This window comes from Paraburkholderia sp. MM5496-R1, assembly GCF_050436205.1.
GTDB classification, from domain to species: Bacteria; Pseudomonadota; Gammaproteobacteria; order Burkholderiales; family Burkholderiaceae; genus Paraburkholderia; species Paraburkholderia tuberum.
Genome location: NZ_JBNDLT010000002.1, coordinates 441,441 through 460,272 on the forward strand (window position 1 = coordinate 441,441; position 18,832 = coordinate 460,272).

Sequence of the window (18,832 nt, forward strand, 5' to 3'; positions counted from 1 at the left end):
ATGAGCGATTCGATCACGACCGACCGCGAACTGGCGGATCGGGAAGACGAACGGAAGACCGGCGGGCAAGCGCCTGCCGCGCCCCAAGACGACAACAAGGCCACGCCGCCGGCACGCCGCAAACGCCTGATCGCGCTGCTCGGCGCTGCGGTCGTGCTCGCGGGCGCGGCCTACGGCGGGTACTACCTGACCGAGGGCCGATATCACGAAGTGACCGACGACGCGTACGTCAGCGGCAATCTCGTGCAACTGACGCCGCAGGTCACCGGCACCGTGATCGCCGTCAACACCGACGACACGCAGATCGTGAAGCAGGGCGACCCTGTCGTCACGCTCGATCCGGCCGATGCAAAACTGGCGCTTGCCGATGCCGAAGCGCAACTCGGCCAGACCGTGCGACGCGTGAGCGGCCTGTATGTCAACAACGACTTCTACGCCGCGAACGTCGCTCAGCGCGAAGCCGATCTGGGCCGCGCCCGCGACGACCTGCACCGCCGCGCGGCCGTCGCGGACACGGGCGCCGTGTCCGCCGAGGACATCGCACACGCCCGCGACGCGGTCAGCGTCGCACAGGCCGCGCTCGAAGCCGCGCGCCAGCAGGGTGAAGCCAACCATGCGCTGACCGATCGCACCACGGTCGAGCAGCATCCGGACGTGCAGGCCGCCGCCGCGAAGGTGCGGACCGCGTGGCTCGCCTATGCGCGCGATACCTTGCCGGCGCCGGTGACCGGCTACGTCGCGCAGCGCCGGGTGCAGGTCGGCCAGCGGGTCGCGCCCGGCACGCCGCTGATGGCGATCGTGCCGCTCGACGGCGTATGGGTCGACGCGAACTTCAAGGAAGTGCAGCTCAAGCACATGCGGATTGGCCAGCCGGTCACGCTGACATCGGACGTCTACGGTAGAGGCGTGCGATATCACGGGCGTATCGAGGGCTTTTCGGCCGGCACCGGCAGCGCGTTCGCGACGCTGCCGGCGCAGAACGCCACCGGCAACTGGATCAAGATCGTGCAGCGGCTGCCGGTTCGCATCGCGCTCGACCCGGCCGAGCTGGCCGCGCATCCGCTGCGTATCGGCCTGTCGATGGCGGTCGACGCCGACACGCGCGACGAATCCGGTTCGCAGTTGGGCGCGGCGCAGAACACGCGCTATCGCACCGATGTTTTCGCGCACTACGATGCGCAGGCCGACGCCGAGATCGACAAGATCATCAAGCAAAACGAAATGGTCTCGCGCGCGATGGCCGCGCAACCGCAATCGCAACCCCAATCGCAATCGCAATCGCAACGCGTGGCGTCGCACGAGCACAAGGCAAATGCGGGTTGAAGCGCGTCAAGCGCAGCCTGTCGCGACACAGCGTGAAGCGGCAGGTCACCGAGGCGGAGCTCAACGGCCGAGCGCCGCCTCGTCCTCGGCCAATGCCGTCGGTACGGCCTCGCGCAGGAAATCCACGAAAGTTCTGATTTTGGCGTCCAGATACTGGCGCGACGCGTGGACCGTGAAGGCCGTCAGTTTCTGCAGCCGATACTGCGGCAGCACGCGCACCAGTGCGCCGGTGTCGAGCAAGCGCAGAGCGCTCGGCATCGGCAGCGCACCGATACCCACCCCTTCGCGCAGCGCGACATCGAGCGCGTCAGGAAGGTTGATTTCGACCGCCGCCTTCGGAAGCTCGACCGTTTCACGGCGGTTGGGTCCGTCCAGATGCGAGCGATCGCGCGGGAAAATCGACATGACGAGTTGTAGGCACGTGTGACCCCGAATGTCCTGTACCGTGCGTGACGTACCGCGCGCGTGCAGATAAGCTGCCGTGAAGCTTCCTTCTTCGGCGATGCGGAGGAATATCCGCATCATGTTGAGCTTGTCCATTACAAATGCACGCGAATCTGATCCGTAAATGCCCGTATCAGTTCTTCATTGCGCGACAGGAAAATCCATTGGCCGACTCGCTTCGGAACCAGCAGTCCCGCTTCGACGAGCACGGCGATATGCATTGATACCGTCGACTGGGCCAGACCGCTGCGCGCCTGGATGGCGTGCACGGGTACGCCGCGGACATGGTTGACATAGGCGTTCGGAAAGGTCTCGGCGGGGGCTCTCAACCACGCGAGGATGTCACGCCGCAGCGGATTCGCGAGCGCTTTGTGAATCAGGTTCGTGTCGATCATCAATTGTTCCGTGCGCGCTTGGCGCTTCCTGCCGGCGGCATCAACAACGCCGTGGCGATCGTTCCCGCGGCATGTTCGCCGAGGTCTTCCCGCACCAGCGACAGGGCGAGATGCATGCCCGCACTCGCGCCACCCGACGAGTACAGGTTGCCATCCTTCAGGCAGCCAGGATTCGACATCACATGGACCAGCGGATATTCGGCCGCGAGGCGATCAGCGTCGCGCCAATGCGTGGTCAGCCAGCGGCGATCGGCGAGACCGGCTCTTGCAAGCAGAAACGCGCCGTTCGAAATGCAGGCGAGCCTGTGGGTCCTTGGCGCCGCATCGCTCAACCAGTCCACGAGTTCGCGATGCTCACGGACAGAACTGACCACCGGGGAGCCGGGCACCACGACGATATCGAATGGCGGGCGCGGATCGAACAGGCACTCGGTCGTACCCACGGCCGTCCCGTTCGACGAAACCACCGGCCCCGGCGACGGCCCGATCAGATGCGATTCATAGAGGACGCCGCCATACAGGCGGTTTGCCTGATGAAACACATCCATCGGACCGCTGACCTCGAGCAGTTGAAATCCCGCATAGAGCATCATCGCGACACGCATGCACACTCAGCCGGTGAAAGCTCGCGACACGAGCGCAGATTGTCTCGCCACATGCGCCGCATACGATCCCGGCGCAGTCGATGCGCAAGCATCAGGTCCCGCGTACAGCAACGTCGTGCCGGCAGGCAGAATCTCGCGTAGCAGCGGTTCGACGAAACTCCATGCGCCCTGGTTGCGTGCTTGCTCCTGGCACCAGGCCACGCTCTTCAGGTTCGGGTAGCGGGCGAGCTCGGCGGCCAGTTGTTGCGCCGGAAACGCATAGAGCTGCTCGACGCGGATGATCGGGGTGTCGGTCATACCGGCGCTGCGGCGATGCTCGAGCAATTCGAAGTAGACCTTGCCGCTCGTCACGATCACACGCTCCACATCAGTCGCGCGCGACGCGTCGATCTGGGTGTCCGGCAGAACCTCCCGGAATTCGCCGTGACTCAACTCGTCGAACGTGCTGGTCGCTTCCGGGTGGCGCAGCAGCGACTTGGGCGTCATCACGACGAGCGGGCGCCGTTCAGAGGCGCGGGCCTGCATCAGCAGCAAATGGAACAGTTGCGCGGGCGTGGTCGGTTCCGCAACCCGCATATTGTTTTGGGCACTCAATTGCAGGTAGCGCTCGAGCCTCGCCGACGCGTGCTCGGGGCCCTGGCCTTCCTGCCCGTGAGGCAGGAATAGTGTCAGGCCGCTGTGTTGTCCCCATTTGGCAGCGCCCGCCGCGATGAACTGGTCGATCACGACCTGCGCGCCATTGGCGAAATCACCGAATTGCGCTTCCCAGATCACCAGCGCATTGCGATTCACCGTCGAATAGCCATACTCGAATGCCAGCACGGCGGCCTCGGAGAGAATCGAGTTCGTCACGGTGAACCGGCCTTGGGTTGCGCCGATATGATCGAGTGGAACATAGACCCCATCGGGACGATTTATCCGTGTCTGATCGTGCAGAACTGCGTGCCGGTGATTGAACGTCCCGCGTGCGCTGTCCTGCCCGCTCAGTCGGATACTGATCCCGGCCACGAGCAACGATGCGAATGCCAGATGTTCGCCCATGCCCCAGTCGAGCTGGCGTTTTCCGGATGCCATCTCCTGACGCCCGTTCATCATCTTCCTGACGAGCGGATGCAGCGTCAGGTCCGCGGGGACGGTCGAGATCCGCTGCGCGAGGCCGCGCAGATCGTCGGCCGACGGGACGAGGTGGCGAGCCGGGCCTGTTTGCGCGGCTGAGCGCGAGCGCCTGCCGGCTTCCTCGTGCAGCGGCGAAGCATAGGAACCCACGGTTTCATGCGCGCGCTCGAGAAGTTCACGACGCGTGCTGACGTAGCGTTGCGCCTCGTCGGCCGTCAGCACGCCTTGCTGGATCAGCCGGTTCGCGTAGCGTGTCCTCACGCCTGGATGACTCGCGATCGAGCGATACATCAGCGGTTGAGTGATGGCGGGCGTGTCCTGTTCCTGATGCCCGTACTTGCGAAAGCAAACGAGATCGATGACGACGCTGCGTTTGAACGTGCTGCGATAGTCGAGGGCGAGCCGCGCCGCCATCGCGACCGCTTCGGGGTCGTCGCCATTGACGTGCAGGATCGGCGCCTCGATCATCTTCGCGACGTCCGTCGTATAGAACGACGAGCGCGTGTCGCGCGGATCGGAAGTCGTGAAACCGATCTGGTTGTTGACGACGACGTGGACGGTGCCACCCGTGCCGTGTCCGCGCGTATAGGAAAGGCTCAGCGTTTCCATGACCACGCCCTGTCCGGTCATCGCCGCGTCGCCGTGAATTTCGACCGGCAGCACGTCGTCGCCGTCGGCGCTGGCGGTGAGATCCGCCTTCGCGCGCGCCATACCTTGCACGACCGGGTTCACGATTTCCAGATGCGACGGGTTGAACGCGAGCGTTACCTCAACCGGTCCGGCGTCGGTCACGACCGAACTGGTAAAGCCCTTGTGATACTTGACATCGCCGGCCGTCAGTTTTTCGGCGTCCTTGCCGTCGAATTCGTCGAACAGCGCGCGCAGCGGCTTGCCGACGACATTCACGAGCACATTCAAGCGGCCGCGGTGCGCCATGCCCATCACGAGCGCGCGCAGCTTCATCGACGCGCCATACCGGACCAGTTCGTCGAGCAGCACGATCAACGACTCGCCGCCTTCGAGCGAGAAGCGCGTTTGTCCGACATAGCGCGCGTGCAGGTGTTTTTCGAGCCCCTCGGCTGCGCTCAAACGCTCCAGCAGCCGCAGTTTCTCAGCGACATGCAGCGACGGCGTGGCGCGCGTGGATTCGAGCCGTATCTGCCACCAGCGCCGCTGCTGCGCGTCGGCGAGGTGCATGAACTCGGCGCCGAGTGTGCCGGTGTACGTTTGCGCGAGCGCGGCAACGATATCCTTCAGCTTCGCGTCGTCCTCGAAGAGAAACGTGTCGGCGGTGCTGAACGTGGTCGACATATCGGCGGCCGACAGGCCGTAGTAGGCCGGCGTCAATTCGGCGTAGGAGCGTGGCGGCGTCCACGCCAGCGGGTCGAGATCGGCCACGCGCGCGCCGATCATCCGGAACGCGGCGATCAGCGTTTGCACCGCTACCTGCTTTCTCGCGAGGCCCAGAGCGTCGGCGGCCTCCTTATTGGCCTGCTTATCGGGCTCGCTACCGGCTTCGTTGCTGGCCGCGACGACGGCACGCGGCGGTCGCTTCGCGAGTTCGACGAAGCTGGAGATCACCGGTGCGTGCGGCTGGTCGTCACGATCGCTGCCATCGATGGCGGGCGTGTCGCGCAACGCGTCGAACCACGCCCGCCACTCCGCTGTAACCGCATTCGGGTCAGCCAGGTAAAGCTCATATTGCTCTTCGACGTAGGGGGCGTTGCCCCCGAAGAGGAAAGAGCTCTGACGTTCCTTGAACATGATGAATCTGCCCTTGGTCGCTGTGCGGCCGTGAGGCGGCCACAACACATGGAGTGACGACTATCGCTGCTTGTAGTCGCCCACCGAACAGCCAGGCATCGACGCGCGTCACAAGCGCCGTCCTTGGCGGGAGACCTCCCGGCACGCCCGGGCGATATGCCCTGGCCGCGGTCGTGTAGACAGTCTAGTTAATCGATGCTGTGGCGGAAATGCGAGGATGGTTAGTTCTTCTGCCAACTAGTCGAAGTTTTGGGCCACGCCCGCGGTCCTGGCTTACCTCGTGTCGGGCATCGTTGTGGCGAGAGATTTGTTCCGCCCAGACACAATAGTTTTTCCAGCCGCTGACGGCATCAGCGGCCGATGATGCGGTAAGCTGCGCCACGGCATCGCAAACATAGTTCCCACCATGAAGGTCACGGCATGAAAGTCGCCATTGTTGTATTCGATGGTGTGCAGGCGCTGGATGTAGCGGGCCCACTCGATGTGTTTGCCGAGGCGAATACGTTTCTTCCCGAGCATCAGCGCTACGAGGTCACGCTGGTCGGACGCGAAGCGGGCACCGTGACCTGTTCGAATGGCATGCAACTGGCTGTTTCGTTTGGCTATGCCGACCGTGACATTCAATGGGACCTGCTGCTTGTCGCGGGCGGACCTCAGTTGCCCGATGCGCAGCCGTCGAATGAATTCCTGACGTGGTTGCAGAATCAGGCGCGCAGCGCGAGCCGCTTCGGCTCCGTATGCAATGGTGCATTCGTGCTCGCGCATGCGGGGCTGCTCGATGGCAAGGAGGTCACGACGCACTGGTCGGACGCGAATCGGCTGTCCAATGAATTTCCGCAAGCTAACGTGCAGCCGGATAGGATCTTCGTTCGCGACGGACGGCTTTTCACGTCAGCCGGCGTGACCGCGGGCATCGATCTGTGTCTGGCGCTCGTCGCCGAGGACTGGGGGCACGAACTCGCGGTGCGGGTCGCGAAGCGTCTGGTCGTGTATATCCAGCGCGAAGGCGGGCAGTCGCAGTACAGCCCCTATATCGGCGCGGGCAAGGACGAAGATCCGATCCTCCACAAGGTCTATCGATATGTGAGCGAGCATATTACCGAGACGCTGTCGATCGAGGAGCTTGCGAGCGCGGCCTCGGTGAGCCGCCGCACGTTGTCGCGGGTATTCGCGAAGCACGCGAAGATGACGCCCTCGGTATTCGTCGAGCAGGTGCGCGTCGATACGGCGAGAAAACTGCTCGAGGATACCGATGCTCCGCTGAAGACGGTCGCGTTCAATTGTGGCTTTCACAACGCCACGCACATGCGCACGACATTCTCGCGGCGGCTCAACGTCACGCCGAAGCAATATCGGATGCGATTCCGAGGGGAGGCGAGTGCGCAACAGTGAATTCACCGCGGAGCTGGCGGACGTGTCGTCGTTGACGAACGACGATTCGGCGCAATTCCTTCCCGACATTATTCAGCCCGGCTTGTCGATCCTCTTCTGCGGCATCAACCCGGGATTACGCGCGGCTTCGACAGGGCACCACTTTGAAGGCAGGGGCAACCGGTTCTGGAGAGTTCTCCATCTCGCCGATTTCACGGACGAGGTGTTTCGCCCCGAGAACGACCGGCAGTTGTTGAATTGTGGATATGGTCTGACCACGGCGGTCTTGCGTCCCACGGCTCGTGCGGACCAACTGTCGAAGGCGGAGATTCAAGCCGCCGCGGCGCAGTTCGAACTGAAGATTCGACACTACGCGCCGCGCTTCATCGCGTTTCTTGGCAAGGTGGCGCTCGCCGAAATGTCCGGCCAGCGTGATATCAAATGGGGCTTGCAAGCCCGCGATTTCGCCGGTGCGCGCGCATGGGTCCTGCCAAACCCAAGCGGCCTGAACCGAACGTTCAGCCTCGATGCACTCGTGAGCGCCTATCGTGAGCTCCGGTTTGCGGCGGAGCCGGCGCTTCCCGACTAGACGGCGGTTGTCGCCATACGCGCGCGTTGCCGCCGTTGCAGCGCGCTAAGCCTCGTCTCACGCTTTTGCCCGAGCCCATGCGGGTCGGCCCGTGACGAACCACGATGGTTCGTCACGATGCACGCTTTTCCGCCCATGCCGCGCGCGCGGCGCACAGCCGGTCGACTCAGCACGGCCTGGCCAATTTTCCGTACTGGATGGCCCAAAACCCGCCTAGCCGAAGCTTTAAGAAATCGCCCTGATCTCTGACAATTAAGCAATCGGTGAACAGCAACGAAGAGCGGTGAGCCGACAGCTGACTATCCACGTCGGGCAGTAGAGCTAACTAAACCAGAGCGGGTGAAACCTATGACGACTGAACCGGAAGCGCCGAGTATCCCGCGATCGCTGGAACGCAATCCTGTACACGTGGTAGCGGCGCCGCCCCGGACGGCTCCTGCGCAGGTGACTTTTACGGCGCGTATTGCGCTCGGGCTCGTCGGCATGCTGTTCGCATCGTTGCTGGCGATCCTGAACGAGCAGGTCACCGCGGCCGCGATGGCCGATCTCCAGGGCGCGTTCCTGATCGGACATGACGACGGCACCTGGCTCACTTCGCTGTTCGAAGCAGCGAACGTCGCGACGATGGTGTTTGCGCCGTGGTTCGGCATCACGTTCACGCTGAAGCGGTTCACGATCGGCGCCGTACTCGCGACGATGTTCTTCGGCTTGCTGTGCCCGTTCGCCCCGAACCTGCCGACGCTGTACGTGTTGCGCATCCTGCAGGGAATCGCGGGCGGAAGTCTTCCGCCGATGCTGATCATCGTGGCGCTGCGCTATCTGCCGCCCAATCTCAAGCTGTATGGCCTCGCCGGCTATGCGCTGACAGCGACCTTCGGGCCGGCCCTCGGCACGCCGCTCGCCGCGTTGTGGACGGAGTTCGTCAACTGGCGCATGGCGTTCTGGCAGATCGTTCCGCTCGGCGTGCTGTGCTGCATCGCGATTCAGCGGGGGCTTCCCGCGGACCCGATGAAGCTCGAGCGGTTTCGCTCGTTCGACTGGCTCGGCTTCGTGACCGGATTTCCCGCCATCGCGATGCTGGTGATCGGTCTTTTGCAGGGCGATCGTCTCGACTGGTTCGATTCGGGGTTCATTCGCGTGATGTTCGGCGCGGGGGCGCCGCTGCTCGTTGCATTTCTCGTCAACGAATGGTGTCAGCCGGTGCCGTTTTTCAAGCTTCAACTGCTTGCGCGCAGGAATTTCGCGCATGGACTTTCGACCTTGCTCGGCACTGTGATCCTGCTGGTGGGTATGGCGGCAATACCGGGCCAGTATCTCGCGAAAGTCCATACGTACCGCCCGCTGCAGACCGCGCCGCTGTCGTTGTTTCTGGCCATCCCGCTGTTGCTCACGCTGCCGCTGACGGCCGCTTTGCTGAATACGCGCCGCGCCGATCACCGCTGGGTGATCGCAACAGGTCTCGCGCTGATGCTCGTGACCTGCGCGATGGGAAGCTTCATGACTTCCGAGTGGATTCGTGACAACTTCTACCTGCTGCAATCGTTGCAGATCGTCGCGCAGCCGATGGTGATCCTGTCGATCCTGATGGGCGTGACGACTGGGCTGCCGCCCACCGAGGGTCCGTTCGCTTCGGCGATGTTCAATACCCTGAAGACGTTTTCCGCGGCGGTGGCAAGCGGGCTCATCGAAGGTGTGGGGACGGCGCGCGAGCATTTCCATTCGAGCATGCTGGTCGACCAGTTGGGCAACCGCCCACTGATAGCGAATCAGGGCGTCGGCGCGGACTACGGTCTGGGTCAGCTCGCGCACCGGATCCACGAACAGGCGGTCGTTCTGACTTCCGCCGATCTGTACCTCGTGATGGCGTGTGTCGCCGTTGCGCTTCTTCTGCTGGTTCCAGTGCTGCCGGTGCGCATCTATCCGCCGTGGAGCACGACGCCGCCTGCTTCGCATTGAGGAACGATTCCCATGTCATCGACTATGCCATCCCCATTGAAGACCTTTCGTGCTGCCGCGGTCATCGGCGTCGTCGGCCTCGCCGCATGGGGCTGTACGAGGCTGCTCGCGAGCCCGAATACCGAGTCCACCAACGACGCCTACGTCACCGCAGACTTCACGCTCGTCGCGCCGCGCGTCCCGGGCCAGATCACGGACGTACTGGTCAACGACAACGAGGACGTGAAAGCGGGCCAACTGCTCGTGCGCATCGATGACCGCGACTTTCGCGCGGCGTTGATGAGCGCCGAGGCGGAAGTGGTCGCGGCGAAGGCGTCGGTGGCGAACTTCGATGCGGAGATTGCGCGGCAGCCGTCACTGGTCGAGCAGGCGCGCGCGACGCTGCGCGCCGACGACGCATCGACCGGTTTTGCGCGGGCCAACGCGTCGCGCTACCAGAATCTGTCCGACGCCGGCGCGGGGACGGCGCAGGAACAACAACGCGCTTCGAGCACGCTCGCTCAGCAGCTTGCGCAGCAGTCGCACGACCAGGCGGCTTTGCTGGCCACCGAGCAGAATCTGGACGTGCTGCGCACGCAGCGCGACAAGGCCGCGGGCGCGCTGGAACACGCCGAGGCGGTGCTCGAGCAGGCGAAGCTCAACCTCTCGTACACGGAGATCCGCGCGCCCGTCGACGGCAAAGTCGGCCGCCGTTCGGCGCGGGTCGGCGCATTCGTGACGCCCGGCGCGCCGGTCCTGGCGATCGTGCCGCTGTCGGACGCGTACGTGGTCGCCAACTTCCAGGAGAGCCAGATCAGCAATATGCGACCGGGCGAAAGCGTACGCGTGACCGTGGATAGCCTGGCCGGCGTAGTGATCCGCGGCCGTGTCGATAGCCTCGCGCCGGCGACCGGCGTCAGCTTTGCGCCGATCGCGCCCGACAACGCCACCGGCAACTTCACGAAGGTCGTGCAGCGGGTGCCCGTCAAGATCACGATCGATCGCGGCCAGGCGAGTGCATCGGCATTGAGTGTGGGCCTCTCGGTCGAAGCGGACGTCGTGGTGGGCCACAGTGGCGAAGCGACGGCCGAGGGAGCGGAAAAAGAATGAACACGAGCCAATACTCTGCGCGCGCGATCGTCGCGGCGCTTCTGACCTGTGTCGCGCTGACGGCGTGCACGGTGGGTCCGGATTTCGTACGTCCACAGACGGCCACGCCGCAGGTCTTCGAGCGCACGCAAACCGCGCAGTCGCCGAGCCGGGCGATGGAAGCCCAGTTCGGTCCGGATTGGTGGACGCTGTTCAACGATCCGGTACTGAACCAGTTGGAAAAGCAGCTGGCCGACGCCAACCTCGACGTGGCCGCGGCCTCCGCGCGTTTGCTGCAAAGCCGGGCCGAGCGGCGCGTTGCCGGCGCCGCCGAATACCCGACGCTCGACGGCGCCGCCTCGTACAACCGCGAACGCGGCAGCGAAAACGGCATCCTGTCGCTGCTCGGCGTCACGCCGACGCAAAGTCAGCCGCAATCGGCTTCCGGCAGCGCGCCGCTCGGCGTGGCCCCGTTGCCGGGCTCGGCGGGCTCGCCCGCCTATAACCTGTATCAGGCCGGGTTCGATGCGTCGTGGGAGATCGATCTGTGGGGGCACGTGCGACGCAGCGTCGAAGCGGCGAGCGCGCTGTCCCAGGCCTCGTACGAGGACCGCAACGCGGTGCTGCTGAGCGCGCGCGCGGAACTGGCGCGCGACTATATCGAGCTGCGCCACACGCAGGATCTGCTGCAGATCGCGACACAGAACCTCGACATCGCCAACGATGTGCTGAAGCTCACGCGGGTTCGCGCGCATGAAGGCGTCACGACCGATCTCGACGTGTCGAACGCTGCCGCGCAGGTGGAAAACATCGAAAGCCTGATTCCGACGCTGGAGTCGCACTGCGAGACCACCATCAACGCGATTGGGCTGCTGCTCGGGCAGGAACCCGGTGCGCTGCGGCAGACGCTTGCCGAACCGCGCGAGGTGCCGGTGCTGCCCGCGCAGGTGCCGATCGGCTTTCCGTCCGAGCTCGTGCAGCGCCGGCCCGATATCCGCAAGGCGGAGGCGGACCTGCATGCTGCAACCGCGACCGTCGGCGTCGCGAAGGCCGATTTCTATCCACGCATCACGCTGAACGGCAGCGCGGGGTTTCAGAGTCTTCAATTGTCGAATCTCGCCAGCTGGGCGTCCGGGCAGTTCGTCGTTGGGCCTTCGATTTCGTTGCCGATATTCGAGGGAGGCCGTCTGAAGGGCACGCTTGAACTGCGTGAAGCACAACAACAGGAAGCCGCAATCGTCTACCGGCAGACGGTGCTACGCGCGTGGCGGGAAGTCGACGATTCGCTCGTCACCTACGACGCCGAACAACGCCGCCGCGATCGGCTCGCCACGGCCGTCAGCATGAACGAGCGCGCGCTAGCCGTTGCGCGGGAACGCTACAAGGCGGGCGCGCTCGACTATCTCGACGTGCTGAACGTGCAGCGGCAATTGCTCGAAGCGCAGAGCAATCTGCAGAAGAGCAAAGCCACCGCCGCGACCAATCTGATCACGCTCTGTAAAGCGCTCGGAGGGGGATGGGAGTCGACCTACGGCGGATAACGGGCAACGGGCCGCTCGCCGTTCAAAACTGGAACCCGGATCGCGGCATGTCGCTGCGAATACCGGAGCGAACGAACAACAAGGAGCTGCATGCGCGACTCAACCCACTTAGCCGATAGTGCCGCCACGCCCGCATTCGCATCGCGCGGCAAGATCGTCATGATGGCGATCATCGCCGGCGCGGTGATCACCAACATTTACTGCACGCAGCCGATCCTGCCGCTGATCGCCGCGGGTCTGCGCGTCGACGTGACGACCGTCGATCTCGTCGCCGCCGCGGCACTGCTCGGTTTTTCGAGCGGGCTCGCGTTGCTGTTGCCGCTCGGCGACCGGTTCGATCGCCGCAAGCTCGTGCTGATCCAGATCGCGCTCGCCTGCGTGTTCGGCGGCGCCGCGGCCGTCGCGCCCGGCATCTGGGCGCTCGTCGCGGCGTCGTTCGGCCTCGGCATCGTGAGCTGCGTTCCGCAGCAGCTGGTGCCGTTCGCCGCCGTGATGTCGTTGCCAAGCGAGCGCGGGCGTAACGTCGGCACCGTCGTGAGCGGGATCATGGTCGGCATCCTGAGCGGCCGTACCATCGCCGGCGTGATCGGTACGGCGTATGGATGGCGCGCGGTGTACGTCGCCGAAGCGGCCTTCATGGTGCCTGTCTGGATCGCGGCCGCGGCCCTGCTGCCGCGCGGCGTGCCGTCGACGAATCTCTCCTATGGGCGCCTGCTCGCTTCGCTGTGGCCGCTCGCGAGGGACAATCGGCCGATCCGGGAATCGATGCTGATCCAGGCCTTGCTGTGGGCCTGCTTCAATGCGTTCTGGGTCAATCTCGCCGCGCTTCTCGCGAGCGGACCGTGGCATCTCGGCAGTGCATGGGCAGGCGGCTTCGGCGTGATCGGCGCGGCCGGCGCGTTCGCCGCTTCACTCGGCGGCAATGCGACCGATCGCATCGGATTCCGCAAGGTGATCGGCGCTAGTATCGGCATCGTCACGCTCGCGTATCTGCTGCTGTCGGGCGCGGCGAACTCGCTGACGCTGTTGATCGTGGGCGTGATCGTGCTCGATATCGGCGTGCAGTCCGGTCTCGTATCGAACCAGACCCGCGCGTTCGCGGTCGATCCGAAAGCGCAGGGCCGCATCAATAGTCTTTATATGACGGCCACCTTTTTCGGCGGTGCGCTCGGTGCGACGGTCAGCGGCTGGTTGATGACACGCTATTGCTGGACGGGCATCGTCGCGTTCGGTATCGCGCTCGGCATTCTCGCCGCCGCGATTCACTGGATCGGCACGCCTCGCGGGACGGTGGTCGAGGTTCAGGCGAGCCGGGATTGATCGCGAGCCGCCGCCTGGTTCGAACGTTGCTGACTGGGGAGGTGAAACATGAAGTTCTCGATGAAAACTGAAATCCGTGCAGATGATGTGACCAAGCTCGAGCATGCGATGAAGTCGGTCGATCCCGACGCGAAAGTCGAGGTTGACGTTGGCACGCAAAGCGTGAGCGTCGACTCGTGGCTGATGCCCGAGGAGTTTCTCGTCGCGTTCTACGACGACAACTACGAAGTGGCCGTCAAGGAGTGGTGACTCCAACGACGCCCGCGCGCGTATCGCGGCGGGCGGATCGCTGACGCCAGGCATGGGCCGCGGCGCGATTGCCGCCGCCATCCGAAGCCGCTTCGTCGTAACCGAGCGCCGCGCCGACGAATCGCTCGCTGAACTGGAACAGAAACTCAGGGCGTTCATCGAATTCGCCGGACCGGCGTTCCTCGAAGTCATGATCGACCAGAACGCCGATGTGTTTCCCATGGTCGGGCCGGGACAAAGCTATGCGGAGATGATCACCGGGCCTTTCATCCCGTCTCGCGATCAGCGGGAGGCTGGCGGCAAGCACGTTTGGAGGCGTTTCGAGGCCCGCGCCGCCAAGCGGGAAGGGCGTGCGTCACGCCTGGCGCGCGTCGATCAGGCGGGCAGGATTTCGGCGATGACGACGATCACGACAGCGGCGTCGGCGGGACCCTGGCTATGCGAGAACGCTGAACGCGCATGTCCCGCTTTGTCGCCGAGCACGGCGGCGAACAGATCCGAAGCGCCGTCGACCACGGCAGGCTGCCCGTAGAATCCATCGGCGGAACTGACGTGCCCCTCGACGCGAACGATGTGATGCAGGCGCTCGAAACCGCCGAGATGACGCGAGATCTGCGCGAGTACGTGGAGCGCCGCGAGTTGGGCAGCCTTGCGGCCCTCTTCGAGCGTCAGGTTCTCGCCGACACGCCCCGAATAGACCATTTTGCCGTCGGACAGCGGCACCTGTCCCGAGATGAAAAGCAGGTTTCCAGCTTCGCTGACAGCCGTATAGCTGCCCAGCGGCTGCGGAGGCGAGGGCAGTTCGAGACCGAGTTCTGCGAGTTTCTGTTGGACGGACATGGTGGGGCTCCTTGAGTGTGGCGTCGAGCGCGCGAATCAGATCATGCGCGCAATGTGCGGACACCCGCACTGACGATCAATCGCGTCATGGGTGCGGGTGTGGGTCGGCTTGCCGGGCGAGTGCGGGTGACGCCAGACCATTTACTGGCCTGCGCTCTGGCCGCCGTCCACATGCAGGATCTCGCCGGTCACGAACGGTGCGGAGTCGAGATAGAGGATCGCATTGACGATGTCGCTCATGTCGCCCATGCGCCCGACCGGGTGCATCCCGGCGAGCGTCGCGTGTGATTCGGCGGGATGCATGGGCGACTTGATGATGCCGGGCGACACCGCGTTGGCGCGGATACCGGCGCGCGCATATTCGATGGCGAGCGAACGCGTCGCGGCATTCAGGCCGCCCTTCGTCAACGACGCGAGCACCGACGGAACCTTGCTGTTCGCCTTTTCGGCGAGCGTCGTGGTAATGCTGACCACGTGACCGCTGCCGTGCTTCTGCATCGCGTCGATCGCGTACTGGGTAATGTAAAAGAAGCCGTTCAGGTTGACGTTCAGGATCGCCGCGTAGTCTTCGGCCGTGTACTGCGTGAACGGCTTCGCGATGAAGATTCCCGCGTTGTTGACGAGCGTATCGACACGTCCGAAGTGCTCGACGGCAGCGTTGACGACACGGCGGGCGCTAGCGGCGTCGCCGATGTCGCCGGCCACGGCGACATAGTCGGCCTCGACGGCCGGTGCGATGGAACGAGCCGTGGCGACGACACGATGCCCCTGCGCGCGGAAGGCTTTGACGGTTTCAGCGCCGATGCCTTGCGATGCGCCGGTGACGATGACGACTTTGGAAGTGCTCATGGTTTGTCTCACAGTGTGATTGATCCGGCCTGCTGGCCGTTCGAATCGATGGACCCGATGGAGGGCACTGTAGGCGCATCCGCCGCGAATTCGAACACACACCGTGGACAAAGAGTCTTGCGCCACGAGAACAAATCTCGTGGAACCGTGCGGCTAGAGCCAGCGCCAGATGCCCGCGGGCCAACCGGAGAGCGGGATATGCGCCCAGGTCGCGACGAGCCAGAAAACGACGCCGCCCACCAGCGCGTGCATGCCGAACCCGCCCAGCCGCGCGCGGTTGGCGGCGATCGCCGCGAACGGCAGATAGCTCGTCTTCGATTCCCATGCGGGCCACAGATCGGGTTGCAGCCGCCGTTTCTTGCGGTCCTGTAGCGCGGCACCGACCAGCGCGAGGATGATGATCGCCCCGGCAAGCACGATGTTCCGGGTGACCGGGAACACGGCGATATGGCACAGTCCCCAAAGCGCGAACGACCACATCATCGGGTGACGGGTCACTGCGTACACGCCGCGCGCCGCGTCGGGAAACGCGATGGGCCGGCCGCCGGTGGGCAACGCCGGGTTGCGGATCAGGGAGCCCATCAGAAGGATCGACGCGATCAGCATGAGCACGGTCACAACTGCCCACAGCGCATTGCCTGCCGGCCATAGCGGCGCGGAGACGGGCGTCCTGTCGTAAGCCACGACCATCCAGCCGAACGTCAGTATCGCAATCAGCGAATAGACGCCCATGGCACCCCGTTCGCCGATTGCCCGGACCATACCCGCCCGCAGCGGATGGGACAGGAGAAAGTGGCTGGCGACAAAAGCGAATGCCGCCACGACGAGTGTGTCGATGCTTTCCATTGGCCCGGCTCCTCAAGTCAGATGATCGGTCGACCGCGTGCATTGCGAGAATACTACTTGGCGCGCCACAACGAATGCAGCGATCGCTTCGCGAGTTTCGATTGCCGCGCGCCGCAAAACCTTGATTGGCAGTGTCGTCGTCGCAATGGCCGGGACACTCGCCATGGCATCGACTGCGCAAGCGGGGCAATGGGCCGCCAACCATCCCCGGCGCGTCGAAGTGAACAACCGTCTTGCCAACCAGAACAATCGCATCCGTCGAGAGGTTCAGGATGGGCAAATGTCGAGAGGCGAGGCTCGTAGTCTGCATAGCGTCAACGCCCCCGAGTATTAGAGACGCCAAACGATTGCGACTGACTCGATGCTCCGGGAACGCAGCTGGTGCTATCTCGAGCGCGGTCGAGCCGCTTGCACAGGGTCGTTCGCGTCTGGTCGACAAGATGCCGGCCGATTTCCTGCATGCCGGGCTGATTCCGCTGATCCGCGTTATGAAGCAGCCGATCGAGAAGCACCGCCGTGAGCGTTGCCGCGTCGGCGAAGGTCCAGTCCGACTTGCCGAACCGCAGCTTGGTCATTATGAGACTGCCGGTTTCGTACCGTTTGGCGATTGTGTGAAGCGCGGAAGCTCTCTAGCCGCTGTTGCGGCGGATGGCGGGCGCGCGTGGTGCGGTCTTCCGCAAGCGGCGAAGAGCGGCCCCTTGGCGGCGGAGTTCAGGTCTGCGTTGAAATTTGACTCGCACAACAACTCGTCGCAAGGCGTAGCGGCGGGTAGAGCCGTTAGGCGGCAACGGACCTAGAAGGCATTGTCGACCGGTTCTGGTGCGCCGCCGTTGGCGACAGAGCGGTATCCTGCCTCGACGACAGCGATCGCATGCTCGGCCTCCCGCAACCCTGCAACGGGAGGACAACCATTCGCCAGATCGGCCCAGCTGCGCTTTAAGAACACCGAATAAAACTCGTCCGTGTTGTACTCCACCTTCGTGGCGCGCCCTTGCTGTTGGCCCCGCGCTTTGATGTAAAGCTGGTCGGCATAACCCCGGACGTAGGAGGAGGTATGCGAGATGGAAAACGCGAAGTCTCGCTGATCCTCCGCTGTCGATGGATACAGGTAACCCGTTTCAACCACGCCGATTTGTCCCGCAGCGTTTCGGCACGTGAACACGGCTTGCTCCTCGACGGTCACATCAGGTCGATACGTTCGCATCTGCGCCGAGACGTGGGTGATGGGGCTGTTTGTGAGGGATGAGATCAGGTCAATGAAATGCCCCCGACATTCAACGTGGACCCTCCACCTACGTGCCGTTTATCCAGCATCCAGCTGCACCCGCCGCGCTCATACCGAGCTATCGGGCCAACGATGAACCTGAACGCGAGATGCTGGAATCCCTCCGGCGTAAATCCATTCGCGGGCAAAAGACAGGCAGCCAGATCGCTCACGCGCATGATGAAGGGAACACTGACGTACACGCCGTGCTTCTCCGAGAGTTGCCGGACCCGGCGGACCTCCGGGAGATTGAGCCCGCAAGGCTTCTCGATGAGAAACGGAATGCCGCGGGTAATCAGCCGCTCGGCGAGTTCCGCCGTCTCCGATTGGCGCTTGCCGTGAGGCTCAAGCGGGGTGTTCAGTTTCATCACTCGTCTCCGTTTTGATTGACTTTCCGGTGTTGGTTGTCTATTGTGTGTAACACCGTTCCATTAAGAATCATGTTGCGTCAATTATGAGAGTTGTCAAGGGAGCAGTTGACCGGTCGCTGCAGGCGATCGAGTTGCTCGCACGTGAGGCGCGCTGGATGCGCATCTCCGATATCGCCGCCGAACTCGGGCTGGAGAAGGGCCCCGCGCATCGCGTACTCGCGCAACTGTGCGAGCAGGGCTGGGCGGAACAGGATGAACAGACCTCCCAGTACCGTCTGACCTTGAAGCTGTCCCTGCTCGGTCAGCGGTACCTGCATGGGCTTGGTCTGCCGGGTCTGGTGCAGCCGATCCTCGATGAGGTCGCGGGTCAGTGCCGCGAGCTGGTCCGGCTGACGGTGGTCAACGAAGGAACACTCGCGTGGCTGGCAGCGTCCCAGGGCGCGGCACCGGGCCTGATGTATTCGCCGTCCATGCATAGTCCCATCGTCTTGCATGCCACATCGGTTGGCAAGGCGTGGCTGGCTGGAATGCCGAACGACCAGGCGATCGAATACGCCCTGCGTGGTGGACTCGGAAAAGCGTCCGCCGCGGGCGCATGGACGCCGAAGGCCATTACCAGCGTCGAGCAGCTGATTCCGGAGTTGGAGCGGACCAGGCAGCGTGGCTATGGCCTTGTCGTCGAAGAGGCCGAGCCGGGTGTCGTCGCATTGGCGGTGCTGGTGCGTGCGCTGCCTGACGGTGCGGTGGTCGGCACCATGAGCATTGCCGGGCCGGTCACACGGCTTCAGCCGGAGCGTTACGAGGCCTTTTACGCGCTATTGCAGCAAGCGTCCGCGAAGCTGGGTGCCGTATGGCCGCGCCAGAGCGTCGGTGCGGATGTGAGTGAGGCGGCATGAACGCGCCGGGCGCAGCTCAGGCTCT

General features: G+C 64.0%; 17 protein-coding genes and 3 pseudogenes. 10 read left to right on the plus strand and 10 right to left on the minus strand.

Going from position 1 to position 18,832, the window contains the following annotated elements; genetic code table 11:
• The gene (locus OKW38_RS08750) at nt 1–1,323 is read left to right on the plus strand and encodes an HlyD family efflux transporter periplasmic adaptor subunit (RefSeq protein ID WP_429361038.1); all 1,323 of its coding nucleotides are present in this window, start codon (nt 1–3) and stop codon (nt 1,321–1,323) included.
• Nucleotides 1,324–1,383: 60 nt separating this feature from the next.
• Here the strand turns inward: OKW38_RS08750 and OKW38_RS08755 are convergent.
• The 4 genes and pseudogenes from OKW38_RS08755 to OKW38_RS08770 form a co-directional block, all read right to left on the minus strand.
• A pseudogene (locus tag OKW38_RS08755) lies at nt 1,384–1,800 on the minus strand (LysR substrate-binding domain-containing protein); the annotation flags it as partial.
• Between the two features lie 62 nt (nt 1,801–1,862).
• Nucleotides 1,863–2,162, minus strand: a complete 300-nt coding sequence (locus OKW38_RS08760; protein ID WP_429334655.1) for an ArsR/SmtB family transcription factor — start codon at nt 2,160–2,162, stop codon at nt 1,863–1,865.
• Nucleotides 2,162–2,767, minus strand: a complete 606-nt coding sequence (locus OKW38_RS08765; protein WP_429334654.1) for an AraC family transcriptional regulator — start codon at nt 2,765–2,767, stop codon at nt 2,162–2,164. The genes OKW38_RS08760 and OKW38_RS08765 overlap by 1 nt, the downstream gene beginning before the upstream one ends.
• Nucleotides 2,768–2,773: 6 nt before the next feature.
• Complete coding sequence (locus tag OKW38_RS08770; RefSeq protein WP_429361040.1) at nt 2,774–5,647, minus strand: 2-oxoglutarate dehydrogenase E1 component; 2,874 nt, start codon at nt 5,645–5,647, stop codon at nt 2,774–2,776.
• A 420-nt stretch (nt 5,648–6,067) separates the two neighbouring features.
• Here OKW38_RS08770 and OKW38_RS08775 point away from each other — a divergent pair, with 420 nt between their 5' ends.
• The 8 genes and pseudogenes from OKW38_RS08775 to OKW38_RS08810 form a co-directional block, all read left to right on the plus strand.
• Nucleotides 6,068–7,039, plus strand: a complete 972-nt coding sequence (locus tag OKW38_RS08775) for a GlxA family transcriptional regulator (protein WP_090805106.1) — start codon at nt 6,068–6,070, stop codon at nt 7,037–7,039.
• On the plus strand, nt 7,026–7,607 hold the full coding sequence (mug, locus tag OKW38_RS08780) for a G/U mismatch-specific DNA glycosylase (RefSeq protein ID WP_429334652.1): 582 nt from the start codon (nt 7,026–7,028) through the stop codon (nt 7,605–7,607). Before OKW38_RS08775 ends, mug begins: the two co-directional genes overlap by 14 nt.
• Before the next feature lie 348 nt (nt 7,608–7,955).
• On the plus strand, nt 7,956–9,563 hold the full coding sequence (locus OKW38_RS08785) for an MFS transporter (RefSeq protein ID WP_429361042.1): 1,608 nt from the start codon (nt 7,956–7,958) through the stop codon (nt 9,561–9,563).
• 12 nt (nt 9,564–9,575) lie between these two features.
• On the plus strand, nt 9,576–10,652 hold the full coding sequence (locus OKW38_RS08790) for an HlyD family secretion protein (protein ID WP_429361044.1): 1,077 nt from the start codon (nt 9,576–9,578) through the stop codon (nt 10,650–10,652).
• Complete coding sequence (locus OKW38_RS08795; protein ID WP_090805098.1) at nt 10,649–12,172, plus strand: efflux transporter outer membrane subunit; 1,524 nt, start codon at nt 10,649–10,651, stop codon at nt 12,170–12,172. Before OKW38_RS08790 ends, OKW38_RS08795 begins: the two co-directional genes overlap by 4 nt.
• Nucleotides 12,173–12,262: 90 nt before the next feature.
• Nucleotides 12,263–13,492: an MFS transporter gene (locus OKW38_RS08800; protein ID WP_429361045.1), complete on the plus strand. Its 1,230-nt coding sequence runs from the start codon at nt 12,263–12,265 to the stop codon at nt 13,490–13,492.
• Between the two features lie 48 nt (nt 13,493–13,540).
• Nucleotides 13,541–13,741, plus strand: coding sequence for a copper chaperone (locus OKW38_RS08805; protein WP_429361047.1), 201 nt, complete (start codon nt 13,541–13,543; stop codon nt 13,739–13,741).
• A 121-nt stretch (nt 13,742–13,862) separates the two neighbouring features.
• Nucleotides 13,863–14,048 (plus strand): annotated as a pseudogene (locus tag OKW38_RS08810) (biosynthetic-type acetolactate synthase large subunit); the annotation flags it as partial.
• 68 nt (nt 14,049–14,116) lie between these two features.
• Here the strand turns inward: OKW38_RS08810 and OKW38_RS08815 are convergent.
• From OKW38_RS08815 to OKW38_RS08840, 6 genes and pseudogenes are all read right to left on the minus strand, one after another.
• Nucleotides 14,117–14,581, minus strand: a complete 465-nt coding sequence (locus OKW38_RS08815) for a RidA family protein (protein ID WP_429361049.1) — start codon at nt 14,579–14,581, stop codon at nt 14,117–14,119.
• A gap of 141 nt (nt 14,582–14,722) precedes the next feature.
• Entirely contained in the window at nt 14,723–15,430 is a 708-nt protein-coding gene (locus OKW38_RS08820) for an SDR family NAD(P)-dependent oxidoreductase (protein ID WP_429361051.1), read from the minus strand.
• Nucleotides 15,431–15,583: 153 nt separating this feature from the next.
• A complete protein-coding gene (locus OKW38_RS08825) occupies nt 15,584–16,276 on the minus strand; it encodes an NnrU family protein (protein ID WP_429361053.1) in 693 nt (230 codons plus the stop codon).
• Nucleotides 16,277–16,758: 482 nt separating this feature from the next.
• Nucleotides 16,759–16,890 (minus strand): annotated as a pseudogene (locus OKW38_RS08830) (ATP-binding protein); the annotation flags it as partial.
• 179 nt (nt 16,891–17,069) lie between these two features.
• Nucleotides 17,070–17,480 carry a hypothetical protein gene (locus OKW38_RS08835; protein ID WP_429361055.1) on the minus strand — a complete coding sequence of 137 codons (411 nt, stop codon included), beginning with the start codon at nt 17,478–17,480 and terminating at the stop codon, nt 17,070–17,072.
• A 44-nt stretch (nt 17,481–17,524) separates the two neighbouring features.
• A complete protein-coding gene (locus tag OKW38_RS08840; protein ID WP_429361056.1) occupies nt 17,525–17,908 on the minus strand; it encodes a hypothetical protein in 384 nt (127 codons plus the stop codon).
• 86 nt (nt 17,909–17,994) lie between these two features.
• Here OKW38_RS08840 and OKW38_RS08845 point away from each other — a divergent pair, with 86 nt between their 5' ends.
• The gene (locus tag OKW38_RS08845; protein ID WP_090805082.1) at nt 17,995–18,807 is read left to right on the plus strand and encodes an IclR family transcriptional regulator; all 813 of its coding nucleotides are present in this window, start codon (nt 17,995–17,997) and stop codon (nt 18,805–18,807) included.
• The last annotated feature ends 25 nt before the right edge of the window (nt 18,808–18,832 follow it).